Source organism: Variovorax frigidus (assembly GCF_051216515.1).
Classification (GTDB): domain Bacteria; phylum Pseudomonadota; class Gammaproteobacteria; order Burkholderiales; family Burkholderiaceae_C; genus Variovorax.
This window is the reverse complement of record NZ_JBPJZF010000002.1, coordinates 674,446-692,419: the sequence shown is the minus strand read 5'-3', so window position 1 is coordinate 692,419 and position 17,974 is coordinate 674,446. Positions and strand designations below refer to the sequence as shown.

Below are 17,974 nucleotides of genomic sequence, written 5' to 3'. Positions count from 1 at the left end.
GTTCCCCGCCTGTGGTGCGTCTTGCATCGAGGAGTGCAGTGGAATGACCCACTACCCCCTTTGGCTGGCGCGCGGAAGTCCCCCTCGTCATTTCAATGAGCGATGGCGACGCACCGGGCCGCCCTCATGACATGCATCCGGTGATCGACAAGAAAAAAATCCATTGAAACAACAGCAACTGCAGCAGCAAGAAATTAGGAGTTCCAAATGCCCATCGAAATGATCGAAATGGAAGAGTTCAACCAAGGCACGCAGATCAAGGTGATCGGCGTCGGCGGCGGCGGCGGCAACGCGGTCGCGCACATGATCGAGCGCGGCGTGCAGGGCGTGCAGTTCTCCTGCGCGAACACCGATGCCCAGGCGCTGTCGCGCAGCAACGCGCCCAAGCTGATCCAGCTGGGCAACAACGGCCTGGGCGCAGGCGGCAAGCCGGACAAGGGCCGTGAAGCGGCCGAGTTGGCGGTGGACGAAATCCGCGCGGCCATCGACGGCGCGCACATGCTGTTCATCACCGCTGGCATGGGCGGCGGCACCGGCACCGGCGCGGCCCCCGTGATCGCGCGCATCGCCAAGGAGATGGGCATCCTGACCGTCGGCGTGGTGACCAAGCCCTTCGACTGGGAAGGCGGCAAGCGCATGACCAATGCCGACAGCGGCCTGGCCGAGCTCGAAGCCAACGTCGACTCGCTGATCGTGATCCTGAACGAGAAGCTGCTCGAAGTGCTGGGCGAGGACGTGACGCAGGCCGAAGCCTTCGCGCACGCCAACGACGTGCTGAAGAACGCCGTGGGCGGCATCTCGGAAATCATCAACGAGTACGGCGGCGTGAACGTCGACTTCGAAGACGTGCGCACCGTGATGGGCGAACCCGGCAAGGCCATGATGGGCACGGCTGCGGCCAGCGGCCCAGACCGTGCGCGCATCGCCGCCGAACAGGCCGTGGCCTGCCCGCTGCTCGAAGGCATCGACCTGTCGGGCGCCAAGGGCGTGCTGGTGCTGGTGACGGCCTCGAAGGGCTCGCTGAAGCTGTCGGAATCGAAGCTGGCGATGAACACCATCCGCGCCTACGCCTCGCCCGACGCGCATGTGATCTACGGCGCCGCCTACGACGAGAACCTGGGCGACGAGATGCGCGTGACGGTGGTCGCCACCGGTCTGTCGCGGGTCGATGCACGCCGCCAGGCGCCGTTGCTGGAAGTCATCCGTACCGGCACCGACAACATCCCGTTCAACGTGCCGACCATGGGTGGCATGGGCCACGCCGGCGCGCACGGCCAGCCCAACTACGAAGGCATGGCGGTGCCCAGCGTGTGGCGCACCAACCGCACGATGGCCGCGGCCAAGGTCGACGCGCTGTCCTCGGGCGGCATGGACGATTTCGAGATCCCGGCGTTCCTGCGCAGGCAGGCTGATTGATGGGTGTGAAGCTGCTGCGCGACCCGATCTCGCACCTGTGCTGCTCGCCGTACCTGAGTACGGCTGCGCTGCTCGGCGTGAGCTCGGGCCGCTCGCGACGCTTCCCATCCCATCAATCCCGTTGGCTATGGGCAAGATAGTCTGGAGCGTGGCCCGCGGGGAACGGCGCGCTCTTAAAATCACGTCCGTGCTGCAACAACGAACCCTCAAGTCCATCACCCGCGCCGTCGGCGTGGGGCTGCACAGCGGGCAGCGGGTCGAGCTCACGCTGCGGCCTTCGGCGCCAGACACGGGCATCGTGTTCCGCCGCGTCGACCTGCCCGAACCTGTTTCCATTCCGATGACGGCCGAGGCCGTCACCGACACGCGCCTCGCGTCGACCGTCTCCAACGGCGGCGCCAAGGTGCAGACCATCGAGCACCTGATGTCGGCCTGCGCCGGCCTGGGCATCGACAACCTGCTCATCGACATCACGGCCGACGAGGTGCCGATCCTCGACGGCTCCGCTTCCTCTTTCGTGTTCCTGCTGCAAAGCGCGGGCATCGCGCTGCAGAACGCGCCGCGGCGCTTCATCAAGCTGCTGAAGCCGGTGGAAGTGCGCGAAGGCGAGGGCGCCAACGCCAAGTGGGCACGGCTGGAGCCGTACCACGGCTTCAAGCTGAGCTTCGAGATCGACTTCGACCACCGCGTGGTCGATTCGACCGGCCAACGGGTCGAATTCGACCTGGGTCTGGGTTCCTACAGCCGCGACATTGCGCGCGCGCGGACTTTCGGCTTCACCAAGGAAGTCGAGTACATGCGCAGCAAGGGCCTGGCGCTGGGCGGCGGGCTCGACAACGCGATCGTGATGGACGACACCAAGGTGCTGAACGTCGGCGGGCTGCGCTACGACGACGAGTTCGTGAAGCACAAGATCCTCGACGCGATGGGCGACCTCTACGTGGTCGGCCGTCCGCTGCTGGCCGCCTACAGCGCCTTCCGTTCGGGCCACGCGATGAACAACCAGTTGCTGCGCGAACTGCTCGCGCATCCCGACGCCTTCGAGATCGTCACCTTCGACGACGAGAAGCGCGCGCCGGCCGGCTTCGCCGAAGTCGCGCGCGCCTGGTAAGGCGCCAGCTCGAACACCCGATGCTGCTGTTCCGCTGGGCCATCCTCCTGCTGCTGCTGATTGCCGGCGTGTCCTTCGCGTTCTACGCGGGCACGGGGCAGATGAGGTACCGCCGCTTCGGCTGGATCGTGCTCAAGTGGACGATGCTCGCGGCCTTCGGCTTCTTCGCCGTGCTGATCGCAGAGCGCGTTGCCTAGGGCTTGTTAACGCTATTTCCGGGGTCGCGAAGGCAGGCCTTCCCGAAGGGTTGGCTGAGCCAGGGGCCGTCTGCGGCGTTGCCCACGCTTGCAAGGCCAAAGCCTTGCTGCGCGCGTGCGCCTTGCATCCAGCCCCTGGCTCAACCATCGCGATCCCCGGAAATAGCGTTAACAGGCCCTAGCGCGATCGGCCCTTCCGATAGGTGCCCGCATGGGTGGCCGACAGCGACGTCGCTTCAGCCAGCCGCGCCATCGAACGCCCCACTTGTGCATGGGTGATCGCGATGCCCAGCGCATCGGCCGCATCCGCGCCGGGCAGACCTGGCAGGTCAAGCAGTCGCTTCACCATCTCCTGCACCTGCGCCTTGGCGGCCTGACCGTGGCCCGCCACCGCTTTCTTCATCTGCAGCGCGGTGTACTCGGCCACCGTGAGCTTGCTGTTGACCAGGGACGTGATGCAGGCGCCGCGTGCCTGCCCCAGCAGCAAGGTCGACTGCGGGTTCACGTTGACGAAGATGATCTCGACCGCCGACGCATCCGGTTGGTAGCGCGCCACGATTTCGGCGATGCCGTCGAACAGCACCTTGAGGCGCGCGGGCAGGTTGCCGCTGCCCAGATGCTTGGTGCTGATGGTGCCGCTGGCCACGTAGCGCAGGGCATGGCCATCGGCATCCACCACGCCGAAGCCGGTGGTCTGCAGGCCGGGGTCGATGCCAAGAATACGCATCTCAGCGCGCTCCCGTTCCAGAAGCACCGCGGAACCGGCTCTGCCGGGCCGCTGGTGCTGCCCCCGGAAGGGGGGTGGCGAAGCGACACGCAGTGCGCAGAGACTGGGGGTGAGCCATCTAGACGCCGAAGTACCAGCGTACGGAGTGAAAGAAGATCGGCGCCGCGAAGCACAACGCATCGACCCGGTCGAGCAGGCCGTTGGCACCGGTCACGCCCACGCCCTTCGGGCCCCAGTTGGGGATGCCGCGGTCACGCTTGAGCGCCTTCATCACCAGGTGGCCCATCGAACCCGCGACGCAGGCGATCAGCGCCATGGCCAGTGCCTGGCCGAACTTGAAGGGCGTGATGAAGGACATCAGCGCACCCACCACGCTGGCGATCGCCATGCCCACGCCCCAGCTGGCCCAATTGAAGCTGCGGCTCACGTTGGGCGCGAAGGGCGCGCGGCCCAGCAGGCGCTGGAGACGGCCGCGCAGTCCGGCGGGGTGCGGCGCATCGGCCGGGAGCGGGGCGAACTGGCGCGCGATCAGGTGCTGCACCACCATGCAGGTCTGCACCACGAACACCAGGAAGAAGACCAGGAAGGCGCTCTTGCCTTCGTAACCCGGAAAGCTCAGCAGCAACAGCGCCGGCACATGGCTCATGCCGTAGACGCAGACCGTGATGCCCCACTGCAGCTTGGCGTTGCGTTCGAGGAAGTGGCTCGGGTCGTTGGCCAGTGCGCTCACGACCGGGATGGCGATGAAGACGTAGACCGGGATGAACACCGTGAACAGGTCGAAGCGCGCGGTGCCCACCAGCACGAACTGGATCGGCAGCACCACGAAGAAGGCCAGGATCAGGCTGCGGTGGTCGCCGCGGCGCGTGGGCGAGAGCGTGATGAACTCGCGCAGCGCGAAGAAGGAAATGATCGCGAACAGCACGGTCGCCACGCTCGGCCCGAGCGCCCAACCGATCCAGAACACGACCACCATGAACCAGGTGGTGCGCAGCAGCGCGCGGAAGTCGTTGAACTCGCGCAGCCAGGCCTCGCCGTGCGCGGCGTTGCGCCGTTCGCGGAAGCCGACCAGCAGGGTCACGATGCTGATCACGGTCAGCAGGCCGAACACGATCACGAAGAGTGCGGCCACCTGCTGGGTGGGCGTGAGATTGCGGAGAAAGGCGTTCATACGTTGCGCAGTGCGACCACCGCTTCGCGCGCGCGGTCCAGGAAGGTCCGGCGCTCTTCATCGGCGCCCAGCGCGATCGGCGCGCCGAAGGTCACCGAACACAGGATCGGCACCGGCACGATCTCGCCCTTGGGCATCACGCGCTGCACGTTGTCGATCCAGGCCGGCACCAGCACCACCTCGGGGAACATCTGGGCCAGCGTGAACAGGCCCGACTTGAACTTCTGCGGCTCGCCGGTGTGGCCGCGCGTGCCTTCGGGAAAGATGATGATCGAGTCGCCGCTCTGGAGCGCCTCGATCAGGGGCAGCAGCGGTGCCATCGGGTCGGGTGCGGGGGCGCCTTCCTCGGCCGGCGGCGGTGTGCCGCCGCGCTCCACGTAGATCGCGTTGAACACTTCGGTGGTGATCCAGCGCTTCATTGGCGTGTTGGCCCAGTAGTCGCGTGCCGCGATCGGCCGCGTGATGCTGCGCAGCTCTTCGGGCAATGCGGCCCAGATCATCACCAGGTCGAGGTGGCTCTGGTGGTTGGCGAAGTAGATGCGCTGCTCGGCCTTGGGCGGACAGCCCCACCAGCGCGCCTGCGCGCCCGTGAGCAGGCGCACCACGCCCAGCAAGACCCACCCCAGCAACTTCGCAGCAAACATGGAGGCGATGATACGGGGCATGACATTGCATTCCATCGACCGGCCCGCCTTCGCCTGGCGCCTCGATTCGCGCGCGGGCCTCGCAGCGGTGATCCTGTTCATCCTGCTCGCGCTGCTGGCCACCGTGGGCGCGCGCGCCGGCTGGCTGCGCAGCTTCTTCGGCGACGTGCTGGCCGTCGCGTGGCTCTACTTCGTGTTCAAGACCGTGGTGGCCGCGCGGCCCTGGCAGCTGGCGCTGGCGGCCTTCGGCAGCGGCTGCCTGCTGGAGCTCGGGCAATACCTCGCTAAGCTCTGGCACTGGCAGATTCCGAACCCGGTGCTGCGCATCCTGCTGGGCAGCACGCCCGACGGGCTCGACGTGCTGGCCTATGCGATCGGCGGTGCGGCGGTGTGGTGGACCGACGTGGCCCTCTCCAAAGGAAAGAACCGATGACCTGGCAGATCGATGCGGCGAAGGCCGCCGACATTCCCGCGCTGACCGACCTGATCCTCACGCACGGCCCCAACGTCTGGAATTGGCTGCCGCCCGACGAAGTGGCGGCCCACCTGGCGCAGATCGCGACCGGCGAGGTCGGTGCCGTGGTGGCGCGCGAGGGCGATGCGGTGCTGGGTGTGGTCACCTTCTGCCGCAGCACGCACTTCGCGCGCTACCAGTCCGAGGACCGGCGCGACGCGGTGCACGGCTACGTCTGCGAGGCCGCGGTGCACCGCGAGGGCGTGGGCCGCGGCATCGGCGCGGCCTTGCTCGAGGCGGCGCTGAGTGCCCTCGAGGCGCAGGGCCTGCGCGAGGTCTACATCGATCGCCATGAAGAGAACGCAGCCTCTGCCGGCATGATGCGCAAGGCCGGCTTCACCGTCATCGACACCTTCGCCGAGCCGGCGCGCCGGCCGCACGGCTCGGGCCGCACGGCCGTCTCGCGCATCGTGTTCGAACGCGGCTGACGCAGGCTCAGGGCAGCTCGGCCGCGGGCATGCGGGCCATGATGGTCGCAGCCCGGCCGCTCACGTAAGGCGAGCCCGGCCGGCGCTCGAAGAACTTGGGGCTGGGCAGCATCACCGCGAGCCGCGCCGCTTCGTTGGCGCTCAGGCGCGCGGCCGGCTTCTTGAAGTAGTGCTGCGCGGCGGCCTCGGCGCCGAACACGCCTTCGCCCCATTCGACGTTGTTGAGGTAGATCTCGAGGATGCGGCGCTTGCTCAGCAGAAATTCCAGCGTGGTCGCGAGCATCAGCTCCTGGCCCTTGCGCAGCAGCGTGCGCTCGCCGGACAGCAGCAGGTTCTTGGCCAGCTGTTGCGTGATGGTCGAACCCCCGCGGATCTTCGGCGCCGCGGGCTCCCTGCCGCGCGCGCGGGCCTGTGCGGCACGGCGGGCCGCGATCTCCTCGGCCTTGGCATTGCGCTGGCGCGCGCGTTCGATGGCTTCCCATTCGACGCCGTCGTGCGAGATGAAATCGGCATCCTCGCTGGCGATCACCGCGCGCTTGAGCGTGTCGGCGATGCGTTCGTAGGGCACCCACTCCTGCTGCCAGGCGCGCGATTCGCCCTTGGCGGCGTTGTCGCGGCCCGCGCTCGCGATGCGCCAGGCCTCGGAGCGCTGAAAGGTGGTCGATTGCGGGTCGATGGCCGCCATCAGCGCGATGCGGCCGATGAAGAAGAGCTGCAGCGCCAGGCCCGCGGCCGCGAGGCAGGCGATCAGGCGCAGGACTGCGCGCACGCCGCTCAGCCCTCGAGCTGCGCGCGCAGCTCGGTCAGCACCTGGGCCGATGGCGGCCGCACACCGCGCCAGATCGCGAAGGATTCGGCCGCCTGCTCGACCAGCATGCCCAGCCCGTCGCGCGGCACGGCGCCGTGGGCGCGGGCCCAGGCCATGAAGCCCGCGGCCGCCGGTCCGTACATCATGTCGACGGCCAGCGCACCCGGGCGCAGCACGCCGGCCGCGACCGGCACCGCATCGCCCGAGAGGCTCGACGCGGTTGCGTTGACCACGATGTCGAAGTCGCCCGGCACCGTGAGCAGTTCGTGCGCTTCGATCGCCGCGCCGTGCGACAGTGCGAGCGCCGCATGCCGCTGCACCAGCGCCACGGCCTTGGCCAGCGTGCGGTTGGCCAGCACGACGCGGCGGGCGCCCGCGTCCAGCAGCGGCCCGATCACGCCGGCCGCCGCGCCGCCGGCGCCGATCAGCAGCACCTCGCGGCCCGCGATCGCGACACCCGCGTTGCGCTGGATGTCGTTCACCAGGCCGACGCCGTCGGTGTTGTCGCCGTGCACGCCGTCGTCGCGAAAGCTCAGCGTGTTGACGGCCTGGGCCAGCGCCGCGCGCGGGCTCACATGCTGTGCCACCGCGCCGGCATCGAACTTGAAGGGCACGGTCACGTTGCAGCCGCGGGCCGTGCCTTCGGGGTCGGCGCGGAAGGCCGCGATGCCTTGGGCGAAGCCGTCGATCTCGATCTGGCGGCGGCCGTAGGCCAGGGACTGGCCGGTGAGTTCGGCAAAGCGGGCGTGAATCCACGGCGAGCGGCTGTGCGCGACCGGGTTGCCCATGACGCAGTAGAGGTCCATGGTCTCAGGGTTGGCGCGCGGACAGCTGTGTTTCCAGCGTCTCGTCGCGGGTGAAGCGGAAGCGCGAGGGCAGCACGATCTGGTCGGCCTGGCGCCGCATCGCGTCGCTGAAGCGGCCGAAGCTGCCGATGCTGCGCACGATGGCCTGGGCCCGGCGGTCGAGCGCGAGGTTGCCCGAGGTCTGGACGATCTCGGTGCCGAGCACGCCGCCGTCGAAGTTGACGGTGACCAGCATCGTGAGTTCGCCGTAGAGCTTGCGGCCGGCGACCTCGGGAAAGTTCTCGGTACCGCGCGACTCGATGCGACGGCGCAGCGCGTCGACGTACACCGCGTAGGCTTCTTCGCGCGTCGAGGGGCTGATGTAGCGCTTCTTGGGGCGCGCGTTCTCCTCGTTCACGCGGCGCTCGATTTCCGCCAGCAGGTTGAGCAGTTGCCGGCGTTTCTCTTCCTGCGCCGCGGCGTCGTTCGGCTGGCCCGTCTGGCGCGGGTCGAGCGCGGGCATGGCCGCGAGCTGCTGCTTGATCTGCGCCAGCAGCAGTTGCTGCTGCGCCTGCATCGCCTCGACCTTGCGTTCGGCATCTTCCGTCGCATCGCCGACGGCGGTGAAGGTCGAGGGGGGCAGGGGGCTGGTGGCGCGACCGCGTTCGAGGTCGCCGCCACCGGCCATCGATTTCTGGGCGATGGCCATGGCCTTGTCGGGCCGCTCCTGCGTGGCGGCGTTGACCAGGATCACCTCGAGCGGCGTGTCGCGGAACACGCGGTTCACGGCCTCGGGATCGATGAAGCGCACCGTGAGCAGCGCGGCGTGGGCCAGAACCGACAGGCCCAGCGCGATCTGCAGGGTGCTCAGGTCTTTCAGGTTCATCGGGCTTGCGTCGGCGGCGCGGCTCAGGCGGGCGTGGTGTCCGTGCCGGCCTCGCTGTCGCTCAGGTCGACCGCGATGGCGATCGGTCCGGCCACTTCCTCGTCGTCGTCGCCTGCGCCTTCGTCCAGCGCGGCGTCATCGACCGGCGCATCGAGGCGTTCGAGCACGGTGCCGTGCACGTCGAGCGCGATCTCGTCGATCTCGCCCAGCTTCACGCGCAGGTGCGCGCCGCGTTCCTGCTGCCCGGCCACCGGGAACACCAGCGGCAGCGTGTCGGCCCGCACCAGCGCGCCGTTGGGCAGGTCCTTGATCACCGTGGCGGTGAGCTCGGTGATGCCCTGCTGCGCCAGGTACTTGAGCGTCCAGAAGCGTTCCATGCCGCCCTGGTAGGCGTTGTAGGTACTGTAGGCAGCATCGAAACCCGAGAGGATGGAGAACAGGTCGGCATCCTTGGGCTTGAAGGGCGCGGCCAGCGCGGCGGTCTTGCCGTGACGCGCCGCGGCGATGATCTGCCACTGGTTCACCAGATCGGTGTAGCGGCGCAGCGGCGAGGTGCTCCAGGCGTAGCTCTTCACGCCCAGGCCGGCGTGGGGCAGTGCGCGCGTGCCCATGCGCACCTTGATGCCGGGCGCGAGACTCGCCTGGCTGCGGTAGAGGCCGGGCACGCCCAGCTCGCCCAGCCAGCCGCCCCAGCTGCTGTTGGCCAGGATCATGGCCTCGGAGACGATCAGGTCGAGCGGCGCGCCGCGCTGGCGGGTGCTGATCTGCACCTGCTCGCTGCCCTCGGGCTCACCCTCGTTTCCGACAAGCCGGAAGTTGTAGTCGGGCCGGTTGAAGTTCTCCGGCTTGCCGCGCACCACCTCGCGCTGCGCTTTCAGCGTCTTGGCCAGGCGGAACAGGAACATCAGCGGATCGCGCAGCGTCGTGACGATGGCGGGCGCGTCGGTGCCGGGCACCGAGGCGTCTTCGAGCCAGGCCTGGGTGATCACGCTGTCGAGCTGGTCGTGGCGCAGGTTGGCGACGATCGGCACGCGCTCGATCTTCGTCTCGGTGCCCTGCAGTTCGAGCGTGGCCTCGTCGTAGCGCGCATAGAGCGACACGGCCGGGCGGTCGCCGCCATCGAGCAGCGTGTAGGTCTGCACCACCGCGTCGGGCAGCATCGTGATCTTGTGGCCCGGCATGTAGACCGTGGACATGCGCGCACGCGCCACCTGGTCGAGCGCACTGCCCGGCGCAAAGGCCAGGCCGGGCGCCGCGATGTGCACGCCGACCGTGACGGTGCCCGTGCCCAGGCCCTGCACCGACAGCGCATCGTCGATCTCGGTGGTCTGCGAATCGTCGATCGAGAAGGCCTGCACGCCTTCGGCCAGCGGCAGGTCGTCGGCGATCGGCGGCGCCGCGAGCGCGGGGAAGGCCGTGCCCTTGGGGAAGTTCTCGAACAGGAAGCGCTTCCAGTGGAACTGGTAGGCGGAATCGATGGCGCCCGCGCGCTCGAGCAGTTCGAGCGGGGCGCGCTGCGCGGTGCGCGAGGCCTCGACCACTGCCTTGTATTCGGGCGCGTTCTTGTCGGGTTTGAACAGGATCTTGTAGAGCTGCTCGCGCACCGGCGCCGGGCATTCGCCGGCGACCAGCTGCGTCGCCCATTCGGCGATCTGGGCCAGCACCTGCTTCTTCTTCTCGATCGCGGCCAGCGCCTGCTGGACGATCTCGGCCGGCGCCTTCTTGAAGCGGCCTTTGCCGGCGCGCCGGAAGTAGTGGGGCGCCTCGAACAACGCGAACAGCGCAGCGGCCTGCTGGGCCTGGGTCGGGTTGGACTGGAAGTACTCGGCCGCAAGGTCGGCAAAGCCGAACTCGCCCTCGGCCGCGAACTCCCACGCCAGATCCAGGTCCATGGTGGCGGCCAGCGCGCGTGCCTCGACGATCAGCTCGGCCGGGGCCGGTTTCTCGAAACGCAGCACGATGTGGGCGCTCTTGACCTTGAGCCGCTTGCCGGTGTCGAGCTCGACCTGCGCCGACGCTTCGGCCTCCGACAAAACGCGGCCGCCGAGGTACTTTCCGGCTTCTTCGAACAATACAAACATGGGCGAGATTGTCCCACGCGGCCCCGGCGCCGGCGCCGGGGCCGGGATCAGCAGGGGTGGACGAAGTGCATCACGTCGTCGAGGTGCTTCGTGGCGAAGTCCGACAGCGCATGGTCGCAGCCCTCGAGCAGCCGGATCCGGCTGCCCGGGTAGCGGGCGGACATCTCGCGCCAATCGAGCACCTCATCGCCCTTGGCGAGGATGGCGAACACCCGTTCCGGGTGCGGCAGCGCGCCCACCTCGAGCGCCCGCAGTTCGTCGATGAATTCGGCGCGGAAGAAGAAATGCTGCTGTGGGTCGTGCCAGGCCGTCTGCTCGCCGATGTACCGGGCCAGGTCGCGCGCTGGGTCGACGGCCGGGTTCAGCAGCACCGCACGGCAGCGCGTCGTGGTCGCCACGCAGGTCGCATAGAAGCCGCCGAGCGACGAGCCGATGACCGCCATCGATTCGCGGGGCCAGTCGGCTATGCCCCGCATCACCTCGTCCATGGCCTCGCGCGGCGACGGCGGCAGCTGCGGGCACCACCACTGGACGTCGGGGTGGCGTTGCTGCACGCGCTCTGCCACCAGCCGTGCCTTCATGGACTGCGGCGAGGAGCGGAAACCGTGCAGGTAGAGGAGGTGGGTGACAGGACGCTGTGGCATGCGAGTGGGGGCTGTCGACGGTCGCGACGGGCCCGCGGAGTAGGGCCATCGATTCTGCAAGAAAGAAGGCTCCGAGGATTCCGTCGCTTTCGCGGCTTATGCTCGACGACTATGCAAACCGAGGTCCATGCGCCGGACGCCGGGCGCCCGTTCGGTGTTCTGGTGGTAGAGGATGACGAGAGCACGCGCGCCTTCTTCGAGCGCAGCGTGCGCGCCTGTCCGCGGCTGCGCTGGCTGGACGGGGTGGGCACGGTGCGCGAGGCGCTGGCCTGGCTGGCGGCGACGCCCGAAGCCCCCGATGTGCTGCTGTCGGACCTGGGCCTGCCCGACGGCAGCGGGCTGGAAGTGATCCGGGCCGCGGTCGCGCGCTTTCCCCGATGCGAGCCGCTGGTCATTTCCGTGTTCGGTGACGAAGACAGCGTGCTGGCCAGCATCGAGGCCGGTGCCCTCGGCTACCTGCACAAGGATGCCCCGCCCGAAGACATCGCGCAGACCGTCCTGGAGATGAAGGCCGGCGCCTCGCCGATCTCACCCATGATTGCGCGCCGCGTGCTGGCCAAGTACCGCAGCCTGAAGTCCGAAGCCAGCGGTGCCGCCGCCGTGCGCGCTGCGCCGCCGGCTCCGGTCACGCCCACGCCGCCCACGCTGCTGTCGGGACGCGAGCAGGAGGTGCTGACGCTGATCGCGCGGGGTTTTTCCTACGCCGAGATCGCGCGGCTCAAATCCCTGAGCGTGCACACCGTGCAGACCCACATCAAGAGTCTCTACGGGAAGCTGGCCGTGCACTCCAAGAACGAGGCGGTGTTCGAAGCGACGCGGCTGGGCCTGCTGCGCCATCCGGGCTGAGCGGTTGAGAAACGGGTTGGCGCTTCCGGGTTCCGCACCCGCGTCCTGACCGCTACAGGATCCGGTTGAACCAGAACAGCGACAACCCGGCCGACAGGAAGGCCAGCAGCGCCGCACCCAGCGCGAACAGCGCGGAGATCTCGGTTTCCTTCTTCTCCACCGTGAGGCGCGAGCTCAGCGTGTTGTAGACCTTCTTCAGGTCGGCCGCGGTGCCCGCATAAAAGTACTCGCCCTGGGTCTTGTTGGCGATCGCCTTGAGCGTTTCCTCGTCGAGCCGCACGCGCATCGACCAGCCTTCGAAACCGATGGTTTCACCGTCGACGGTGCCGATTCCCACGGTGTAGACACGCACGCCGCGGTCCGACGCGACCTTGGCTGCCTCGAGCGGATCGACGCCCGTGGTGCGCTGGCCATCGGTCAGCATGATCACCGCCGCCGAGGTGTAGGAGCCGGGTGCGACCGGCACGAAGTCCTTGGGCGGGACCTTGCCGGCCTGCTCGATCGGTACGCCGCGCTGCCGGCTTTGCGGATCGAAGTTGGCGATGTCGATGCCGGCGTTGGGAAACAGCGTGGCGAGCGAGACCACGATGGCGTTGCCGGTCGCGGTGGCGCGCTGCAGCTGGAAGGCATCGATGGCGGTGACGAGGTCGTCGCGGTTGGTGGTCGGCAACTGGGCCACCTGCGCGCTGCCCGCGAAGGCCACGATGCCGACCTTCACGGTGCGCGGCAGGTCCTTGAGGAAGCCCTTGGCCGCGTCCTGCGCAGCCACCAGCCGGTTGGGCTGCACGTCGGTGGCGCGCATGCTGCCCGACACGTCCATCGCGAGGATGATGGTCTGCTGGTTCGACGGCAGCACCACCACCGCCATCGGCCGCGCCGCGGCGATCAGCATCGCGGCCATGGCCAGCAGGAACAGCAGCGGCGGGATGTGGCGCCGCACGGTCTGGCCGACGCCCATGGCTTCGCGCACGATCGAGAGGCTGGCATAGCGTAGCGCGAGCTTCTTCTTGCGGCGCATCAGCCAGACATAGAGCAGCACCAGCAGCGGCAATGCCGCCAGCAGCCAGAGGAACTGGGGCCACAGGAAGCTCATGGGGCGGCACTCCGGTTTGGCATCGGTGTCATGCGGTGGCTGCCTTCAAGGGTCGGGCTGCGCTGCCGGCGCGCACGCGGCGCTTGCGCAGTTCGGCAAAGCGCAGGATGGCTGCGGCGAGGTCGTCGTCGGTCGAGAGTTCGAGCGCATCGACGCCGGCCTTGGCCAGCGCCGTGCGCAGCGTGTCTTCGCGCTCGGCCGCGATGCGCGCGAAGCGTCGGCGAAAGCCTGCATCGTGCGTGTCGACCCAAAGCTGCTCGCCGGTCTCGGCGTCGCGCAGCGGCACCAGGCCGAGATCGGGCAGCGCGAGTTCGAGCGGGTCGAACAGGCGCACCGCGACGACTTCATGGCGCTGTGCCAGGCGCGCCAGTGGCTTCTCCCAGCCCGGCTCGCTGAGGAAATCGGACACCACGAACACCGTGGCGCGCCGCGGCATCAGCACCGCGGCCGACTGCAGCAGGTCGGCCAGCCGGGTCATGCCCTGCGTCGTCCTGTCTTCGGCGGCGCGGCGCTCCATCGCATGCAGCAGGTGCAACACGTGGCGGCGCCCGCTGCGTGGCGGGATCACGGCCTCGAGATCGCTGCCGTAGACCAGCGCGCCGACCCGGTTGCCATGGCGCGTGAGCAGGCGCGCCAGCACGCCCACGAAGCCGGCCGAGATCTCGCGCTTGGCCCGCACGCCCGAGCCGAAGTCGACCGAGCGGCTCAGGTCGAGCACGAACCAGGCGGCCATCTCGCGGTCTTCGGTGAACACCCGCACATGCGGCGTCTGCAGCCGCGCGGTGACGTTCCAGTCGATGTGGCGCACGTCGTCGTGCAGCTGGTACTCGCGCAGGTCGGCCAGGTCGAGCCCGGTGCCGCGCATCAGCGTGCGGTAGTTGCCCTGCAGCAGGCCGTCGAGCCGGCGGATCACCGTCCATTCGAGCCGGCGCAGCAGGCGCTCGGCGGCACCCGCGGCCGACTCGGCCGCAACGGCCAACTGTGCGTCGTTCGCGGCGCGCGTCCGCTTACCGGGCCACCAGCTTTTCATGGTCATTCCAGAACACCGCGGAACCGGCTCTGCCGGGCCGCGGGTGTTGCCCCCTCGAGGGGGGGGCGGCTACACGAAGTGAGCCGCATCGGGGGTGGGGCCTGTTCATGCCACCAGTCTTTCATGTTCGAGCGGTTTGGGGGGCGCGGGGATGGCACGCATGATCTTGTCGATCAGCCCGTCGGGTGTGAGGCCCTCCGACAGGCCTTCGTACGACAGCGTGACGCGGTGGCGCAGCACATCGGGCACCAGCGCCGTCATGTCCTCGGGCAGCGCATAGCTGCGGCCGCGCAGCATCGCGAGCGCGCGAGCGCCCTCGGTGAGGTTGATGGTGGCGCGCGGGCTGGCACCGAAGGTGATGAAGCGGCGCAGATCCTTCAGACCGTGCTTCTCCGGGTTGCGCGTGGCCGAGACCAGCTTCACCGCGTACTGGATCAGCGAAGGGTCGACGTAGACGCGGCGGGCCTCGGCCTGCAGCGCCGCGAGCTGCTCGGTGGTGGCCACCGCCGCGACCTCCACCGGCGGGCCGATCACGCGCTGCACGATCACGAACTCTTCCTCGTCGCTCGGGTAGTCGACCAGCACCTTCATCATGAAGCGGTCGACCTGGGCCTCGGGCAGCGGGTAGGTGCCCTCGGTCTCGATCGGGTTCTGCGTGGCCATCACGAGGAAGGGGCGCGGCACCTTGTGCGTCTCGCCCGCGATCGTGACCTGCCGCTCCTGCATCACCTCGAGCAGCGCGCTCTGCACCTTGGCCGGTGCGCGGTTGATTTCGTCGGCCAGCAGCAGGTTGGCGAACACCGGGCCCAGCGAGGTGCTGAACTCGCCCGTCTTCTGGTTGTAGATGCGCGTGCCCACCAGGTCGGCCGGCACCAGGTCGGGCGTGAACTGGATGCGCTTGAACTGGCCCCGCACCGTGTCGGCCAGCGTCTTGATGGTGAGCGTCTTGGCCAGCCCGGGCACGCCTTCGACCAGCAGGTGCCCGCCGGCGAGCATCGCGACCATCACGCGTTCGAGAAAGCGGTCCTGCCCGACCACGACGCGCTTGACCTCGTAGAGGATCTGCTCCATCAGCTCGGCGGTGGCAGGCGGATTCGACGTCTGCGGGGTCTCTTGGCTCATGCGACGGCTTTCGTGAGAAGGGTGGAAGAGGGCGTCAGAACGGCGGCGAGCCGATCGCCGAGGCCGCGTTCTCGATCGGCACGGCGAAGCCGATGCCGATGAAGGTGCGCTGCTGGGTCGGGTTGAGGATGGCGGTGACGATGCCGACCACCTGGCCTTCCATGTTCACCAACGGTCCGCCCGAGTTGCCGGGGTTGGCCGCGGCATCGAACTGGATCAGGTTGCCCAGCTCCTGCTTGCCCTCCGGCGAGCGGAAGGAACGCTTGAGGCCCGACACCACGCCGGCCGACACCGAGGGACCGATGCCGAAGGGGAAGCCGACCGCGACGACCTGGTCGCCCGACTGGAGATTGGCGGTGGAAGCCAGCGTCGCGGGGATCAGGTCGTCGGGAATCTTGCGGGCCTGCAGCACGGCCAGGTCGTTCTCGGGCTGGACGCCGGTGAGGGTGGCGACGGCTTCCAGGCCGTCGGCAAAGGTGACCTTGATGGTCTGGGCGCCGGCCACCACGTGGAGGTTGGTGAGGATCACGCCCTTGTCGACGATCACCACGCCGGTGCCGACGCCGCGCTCGACTTCGCCGGGCGGCCCGTCGGCCTCGGGCGGCTTGCCGCGTGCCAGGTTGCGACCGCGTTTCTCGGTCTTGGCCTCGGGTGAACTGCGCTCGGGGCCGTAACCCACCACGCGCACGATCGACGGCTGCACGGTGGCGGCCGCACGGGCCGCGGGCGAGGGCAGCGTGGCCGTCTGCAGCGTGCGCAGCACGGCGGCATCGATGTCCTTCTGGGTCAGCGTGTGGGCGGCCTGCCGCGGCCAGAGCGCCGCGCCGCCGGCGCCGAGGGCCAGGATCAGTGCCAGCAGGGCACCGAAAGCGCGCCGGCCCGGCTGCCAGCGCGCTTCGGACGCTGCCGGCGCGGGGGGGGCGAGGTCCGGTGCTTCGGCCGCAGGCACCTCGGCGTCCTTCGACGCCTGCGGCGAGCGGCTGTAGAGTGCAGTCCTGCGCATCGGCACCTCCGGCAAAGAGTGACCTGGGAAGGAAATCACGGTAGCACGCTTTGTGGCCCTTTGCATGCATTCGGGCATCATGAAGCGATGGCCGCCTTCATCGATACACACTGTCACCTGGACGCCCCCGAGTTCGGCGATGAAATGCCCGTTGTCCGCGCCCGCGCCGCGGCGGCCGGCGTGGCGCTGTGCGTCATTCCCGCGGTGGCAGCCTTCAATTTCGAGACCGTATGCAGCCTGGCACACACGCAAGGCGATGCTTACGCGTTGGGCATCCATCCGCTGTTCACCGGCGACGCGCGCGAGGGCGACCTGGCGACCCTGGCGGCCGCACTCGAGGCGAACCGCGCCGACCCGCGCCTGGTGGCGCTGGGAGAGATCGGACTGGACGGTTTCGTCCCCGGCCTGGATTGGGCCAGGCAGGAGCATTTCTTCCGGGCGCAGTTGCAACTGGCCCGCCAGCACGATCTGCCGGTGCTCATCCATGTGCGGCGCTCGGTCGACAAGGTGCTCAAGCATCTGCGTGAGGTCGGGGCCGGCCGGCCCTGGCGCGGCATTGCCCATGCCTTCAACGGCAGCGCGCAGCAGGCGCAGGCCTGTCTCGACCTGGGCCTCAAGCTGGGCTTTGGCGGCACGCTGACCTTCGATCGTGCCTTGCAGGTACGTCGCCTGGCCGCGACGCTGCCGCTGGAGGCAATCGTGATGGAAACCGATGCGCCCGACATCCAGCCGCATTGGCTCTACCGCACGCGAGAAGAGCGCGAGGCCGGCGCGCCCCAGGGCCGCAACGAGCCGGCCGAGCTGCCGCGCATCGCTCAGGCACTGGCGCAACTGCGCGGGATTTCAATGGAGGCACTGGCCGAAGCCACCACCCGCAATGCGCTGGAGGCGATGCCCCGTCTGCGCGCGCTGACGGCCCTGTCAGCCTCTGGTCAGGTTGGGCTGTAGGCGCGCGGCCTGAATTCCGTTTCGACGATGACGCGCTGTGTTTTTGCTGTCATCCTGACGGTCATGTCGATCGTTGTTCGATCAGTGCGGCCCGTCCGTGACTACAACACTTCAAGGAGAACCTTTCATGACCTCGTCTTTCATCCGTACCGTTCCTGCCATCCTCGCGCTGGGCATCGCGTCCATCGGTTTTTCCGCCATGGCACAGCAGCCTGCACCGGCGACCACCACGATGGCGCCAGCCGCCGCACCCGAACCGACCGTGGTCGACAAGGCCAAGACCGGCACCCAGAAAGCCTACAAGGCCACCAAGCGCACCGCCAAGAAGGCCGGCCATGCGACCAGCAATGCCGCCAAGAAGACCGGTAACGCCGTTGCCGGTGTCGGCCACAAGGCGGCCGACGGCATGCGCAGCGCCGGCCACAAGATCGGCGAGAAGATCCCTGGCACCGCCGAGAATGCAGCCGCCAAGCCCTGAGCGCCCGAGCGGCGACAGCCGCAACGGCCCCAGCGAAAACCC

The 17,974-nt window shown here is 68.7% G+C and carries 20 protein-coding genes; 8 read left to right on the top strand and 12 right to left on the bottom strand.

Features of this window, described 5'->3' with window-relative positions; all coding sequences use genetic code 11:
* Positions 1-207 precede the first annotated feature (207 nt).
* The 3 genes from ftsZ (at position 208) to ACSFBC_RS08475 (ending at position 2,724) form a co-directional block, all read left to right on the top strand.
* A complete protein-coding gene (gene ftsZ / locus ACSFBC_RS08485; RefSeq protein WP_435509860.1) occupies positions 208-1,416 on the top strand; it encodes a cell division protein FtsZ in 1,209 nt (402 codons plus the stop codon).
* A 187-nt stretch (positions 1,417-1,603) separates the two neighbouring features.
* Positions 1,604-2,527 carry a UDP-3-O-acyl-N-acetylglucosamine deacetylase gene (gene lpxC, locus ACSFBC_RS08480; protein WP_183024638.1) on the top strand — a complete coding sequence of 308 codons (924 nt, stop codon included), beginning with the start codon at positions 1,604-1,606 and terminating at the stop codon, positions 2,525-2,527.
* 20 nt (positions 2,528-2,547) lie between these two features.
* Positions 2,548-2,724 (top strand): hypothetical protein, encoded by a 177-nt coding sequence (locus ACSFBC_RS08475; protein WP_435509859.1) that lies wholly within the window; start codon positions 2,548-2,550, stop codon positions 2,722-2,724.
* A gap of 178 nt (positions 2,725-2,902) precedes the next feature.
* On the opposite strand, the gene ruvC is transcribed toward ACSFBC_RS08475, so the two are convergent.
* The 3 genes from ruvC to ACSFBC_RS08460 all read right to left on the bottom strand — a co-directional run bounded on the left by ruvC (position 2,903) and on the right by ACSFBC_RS08460 (position 5,266).
* The gene (ruvC, locus tag ACSFBC_RS08470) at positions 2,903-3,451 is read right to left on the bottom strand and encodes a crossover junction endodeoxyribonuclease RuvC (RefSeq protein WP_435509858.1); all 549 of its coding nucleotides are present in this window, start codon (positions 3,449-3,451) and stop codon (positions 2,903-2,905) included.
* A 118-nt stretch (positions 3,452-3,569) separates the two neighbouring features.
* Positions 3,570-4,622: a phosphatidate cytidylyltransferase gene (locus tag ACSFBC_RS08465; RefSeq protein WP_435509857.1), complete on the bottom strand. Its 1,053-nt coding sequence runs from the start codon at positions 4,620-4,622 to the stop codon at positions 3,570-3,572.
* Positions 4,619-5,266, bottom strand: coding sequence for a lysophospholipid acyltransferase family protein (locus ACSFBC_RS08460; protein ID WP_435509856.1), 648 nt, complete (start codon positions 5,264-5,266; stop codon positions 4,619-4,621). Before ACSFBC_RS08460 ends, ACSFBC_RS08465 begins: the two co-directional genes overlap by 4 nt.
* On the opposite strand from ACSFBC_RS08460, the gene ACSFBC_RS08455 reads away from it, so the two are divergent.
* Both ACSFBC_RS08455 and ACSFBC_RS08450 read left to right on the top strand, forming a co-directional pair.
* Entirely contained in the window at positions 5,265-5,699 is a 435-nt protein-coding gene (locus tag ACSFBC_RS08455; RefSeq protein WP_435509855.1) for a ribosomal maturation YjgA family protein, read from the top strand. The genes ACSFBC_RS08460 and ACSFBC_RS08455 overlap by 2 nt on opposite strands.
* Positions 5,696-6,208, top strand: coding sequence for a GNAT family N-acetyltransferase (locus ACSFBC_RS08450; RefSeq protein ID WP_435509854.1), 513 nt, complete (start codon positions 5,696-5,698; stop codon positions 6,206-6,208). Before ACSFBC_RS08455 ends, ACSFBC_RS08450 begins: the two co-directional genes overlap by 4 nt.
* A 7-nt stretch (positions 6,209-6,215) precedes the next feature.
* On the opposite strand, the gene mtgA is transcribed toward ACSFBC_RS08450, so the two are convergent.
* The 5 genes from mtgA to ACSFBC_RS08425 are packed head-to-tail and all read right to left on the bottom strand — an operon-like array spanning position 6,216 to position 11,412.
* Complete coding sequence (gene mtgA, locus ACSFBC_RS08445) at positions 6,216-6,977, bottom strand: monofunctional biosynthetic peptidoglycan transglycosylase (protein ID WP_435509853.1); 762 nt, start codon at positions 6,975-6,977, stop codon at positions 6,216-6,218.
* Between the two features lie 5 nt (positions 6,978-6,982).
* On the bottom strand, positions 6,983-7,822 hold the full coding sequence (gene aroE, locus ACSFBC_RS08440; RefSeq protein WP_435509852.1) for a shikimate dehydrogenase: 840 nt from the start codon (positions 7,820-7,822) through the stop codon (positions 6,983-6,985).
* 4 nt (positions 7,823-7,826) lie between these two features.
* Positions 7,827-8,687, bottom strand: a complete 861-nt coding sequence (locus ACSFBC_RS08435) for an energy transducer TonB (protein ID WP_435509851.1) — start codon at positions 8,685-8,687, stop codon at positions 7,827-7,829.
* Positions 8,688-8,710: 23 nt separating this feature from the next.
* Positions 8,711-10,768: a ribonuclease catalytic domain-containing protein gene (locus tag ACSFBC_RS08430; protein WP_435509850.1), complete on the bottom strand. Its 2,058-nt coding sequence runs from the start codon at positions 10,766-10,768 to the stop codon at positions 8,711-8,713.
* A gap of 47 nt (positions 10,769-10,815) precedes the next feature.
* The gene (locus ACSFBC_RS08425; RefSeq protein WP_435509849.1) at positions 10,816-11,412 is read right to left on the bottom strand and encodes a YqiA/YcfP family alpha/beta fold hydrolase; all 597 of its coding nucleotides are present in this window, start codon (positions 11,410-11,412) and stop codon (positions 10,816-10,818) included.
* Positions 11,413-11,523: 111 nt separating this feature from the next.
* Here ACSFBC_RS08425 and ACSFBC_RS08420 point away from each other — a divergent pair, with 111 nt between their 5' ends.
* On the top strand, positions 11,524-12,258 hold the full coding sequence (locus ACSFBC_RS08420) for a response regulator transcription factor (RefSeq protein WP_435509848.1): 735 nt from the start codon (positions 11,524-11,526) through the stop codon (positions 12,256-12,258).
* A gap of 52 nt (positions 12,259-12,310) precedes the next feature.
* On the opposite strand, the gene ACSFBC_RS08415 is transcribed toward ACSFBC_RS08420, so the two are convergent.
* The 4 genes from ACSFBC_RS08415 to ACSFBC_RS08400 all read right to left on the bottom strand — a co-directional run bounded on the left by ACSFBC_RS08415 (position 12,311) and on the right by ACSFBC_RS08400 (position 16,506).
* A complete protein-coding gene (locus tag ACSFBC_RS08415; protein WP_435509847.1) occupies positions 12,311-13,351 on the bottom strand; it encodes a VWA domain-containing protein in 1,041 nt (346 codons plus the stop codon).
* A gap of 28 nt (positions 13,352-13,379) precedes the next feature.
* Positions 13,380-14,381, bottom strand: coding sequence for a DUF58 domain-containing protein (locus ACSFBC_RS08410; protein ID WP_435509846.1), 1,002 nt, complete (start codon positions 14,379-14,381; stop codon positions 13,380-13,382).
* A 105-nt stretch (positions 14,382-14,486) separates the two neighbouring features.
* On the bottom strand, positions 14,487-15,503 hold the full coding sequence (locus ACSFBC_RS08405; protein WP_435509845.1) for an AAA family ATPase: 1,017 nt from the start codon (positions 15,501-15,503) through the stop codon (positions 14,487-14,489).
* Between the two features lie 34 nt (positions 15,504-15,537).
* On the bottom strand, positions 15,538-16,506 hold the full coding sequence (locus ACSFBC_RS08400) for a S1C family serine protease (protein WP_435509844.1): 969 nt from the start codon (positions 16,504-16,506) through the stop codon (positions 15,538-15,540).
* Between the two features lie 87 nt (positions 16,507-16,593).
* Between ACSFBC_RS08400 and ACSFBC_RS08395 the strand changes: the two genes are divergently transcribed.
* The gene (locus ACSFBC_RS08395; protein ID WP_435509843.1) at positions 16,594-17,454 is read left to right on the top strand and encodes a TatD family hydrolase; all 861 of its coding nucleotides are present in this window, start codon (positions 16,594-16,596) and stop codon (positions 17,452-17,454) included.
* 127 nt (positions 17,455-17,581) lie between these two features.
* The gene (locus ACSFBC_RS08390) at positions 17,582-17,932 is read left to right on the top strand and encodes a hypothetical protein (protein WP_435509842.1); all 351 of its coding nucleotides are present in this window, start codon (positions 17,582-17,584) and stop codon (positions 17,930-17,932) included.
* The last annotated feature ends 42 nt before the right edge of the window (positions 17,933-17,974 follow it).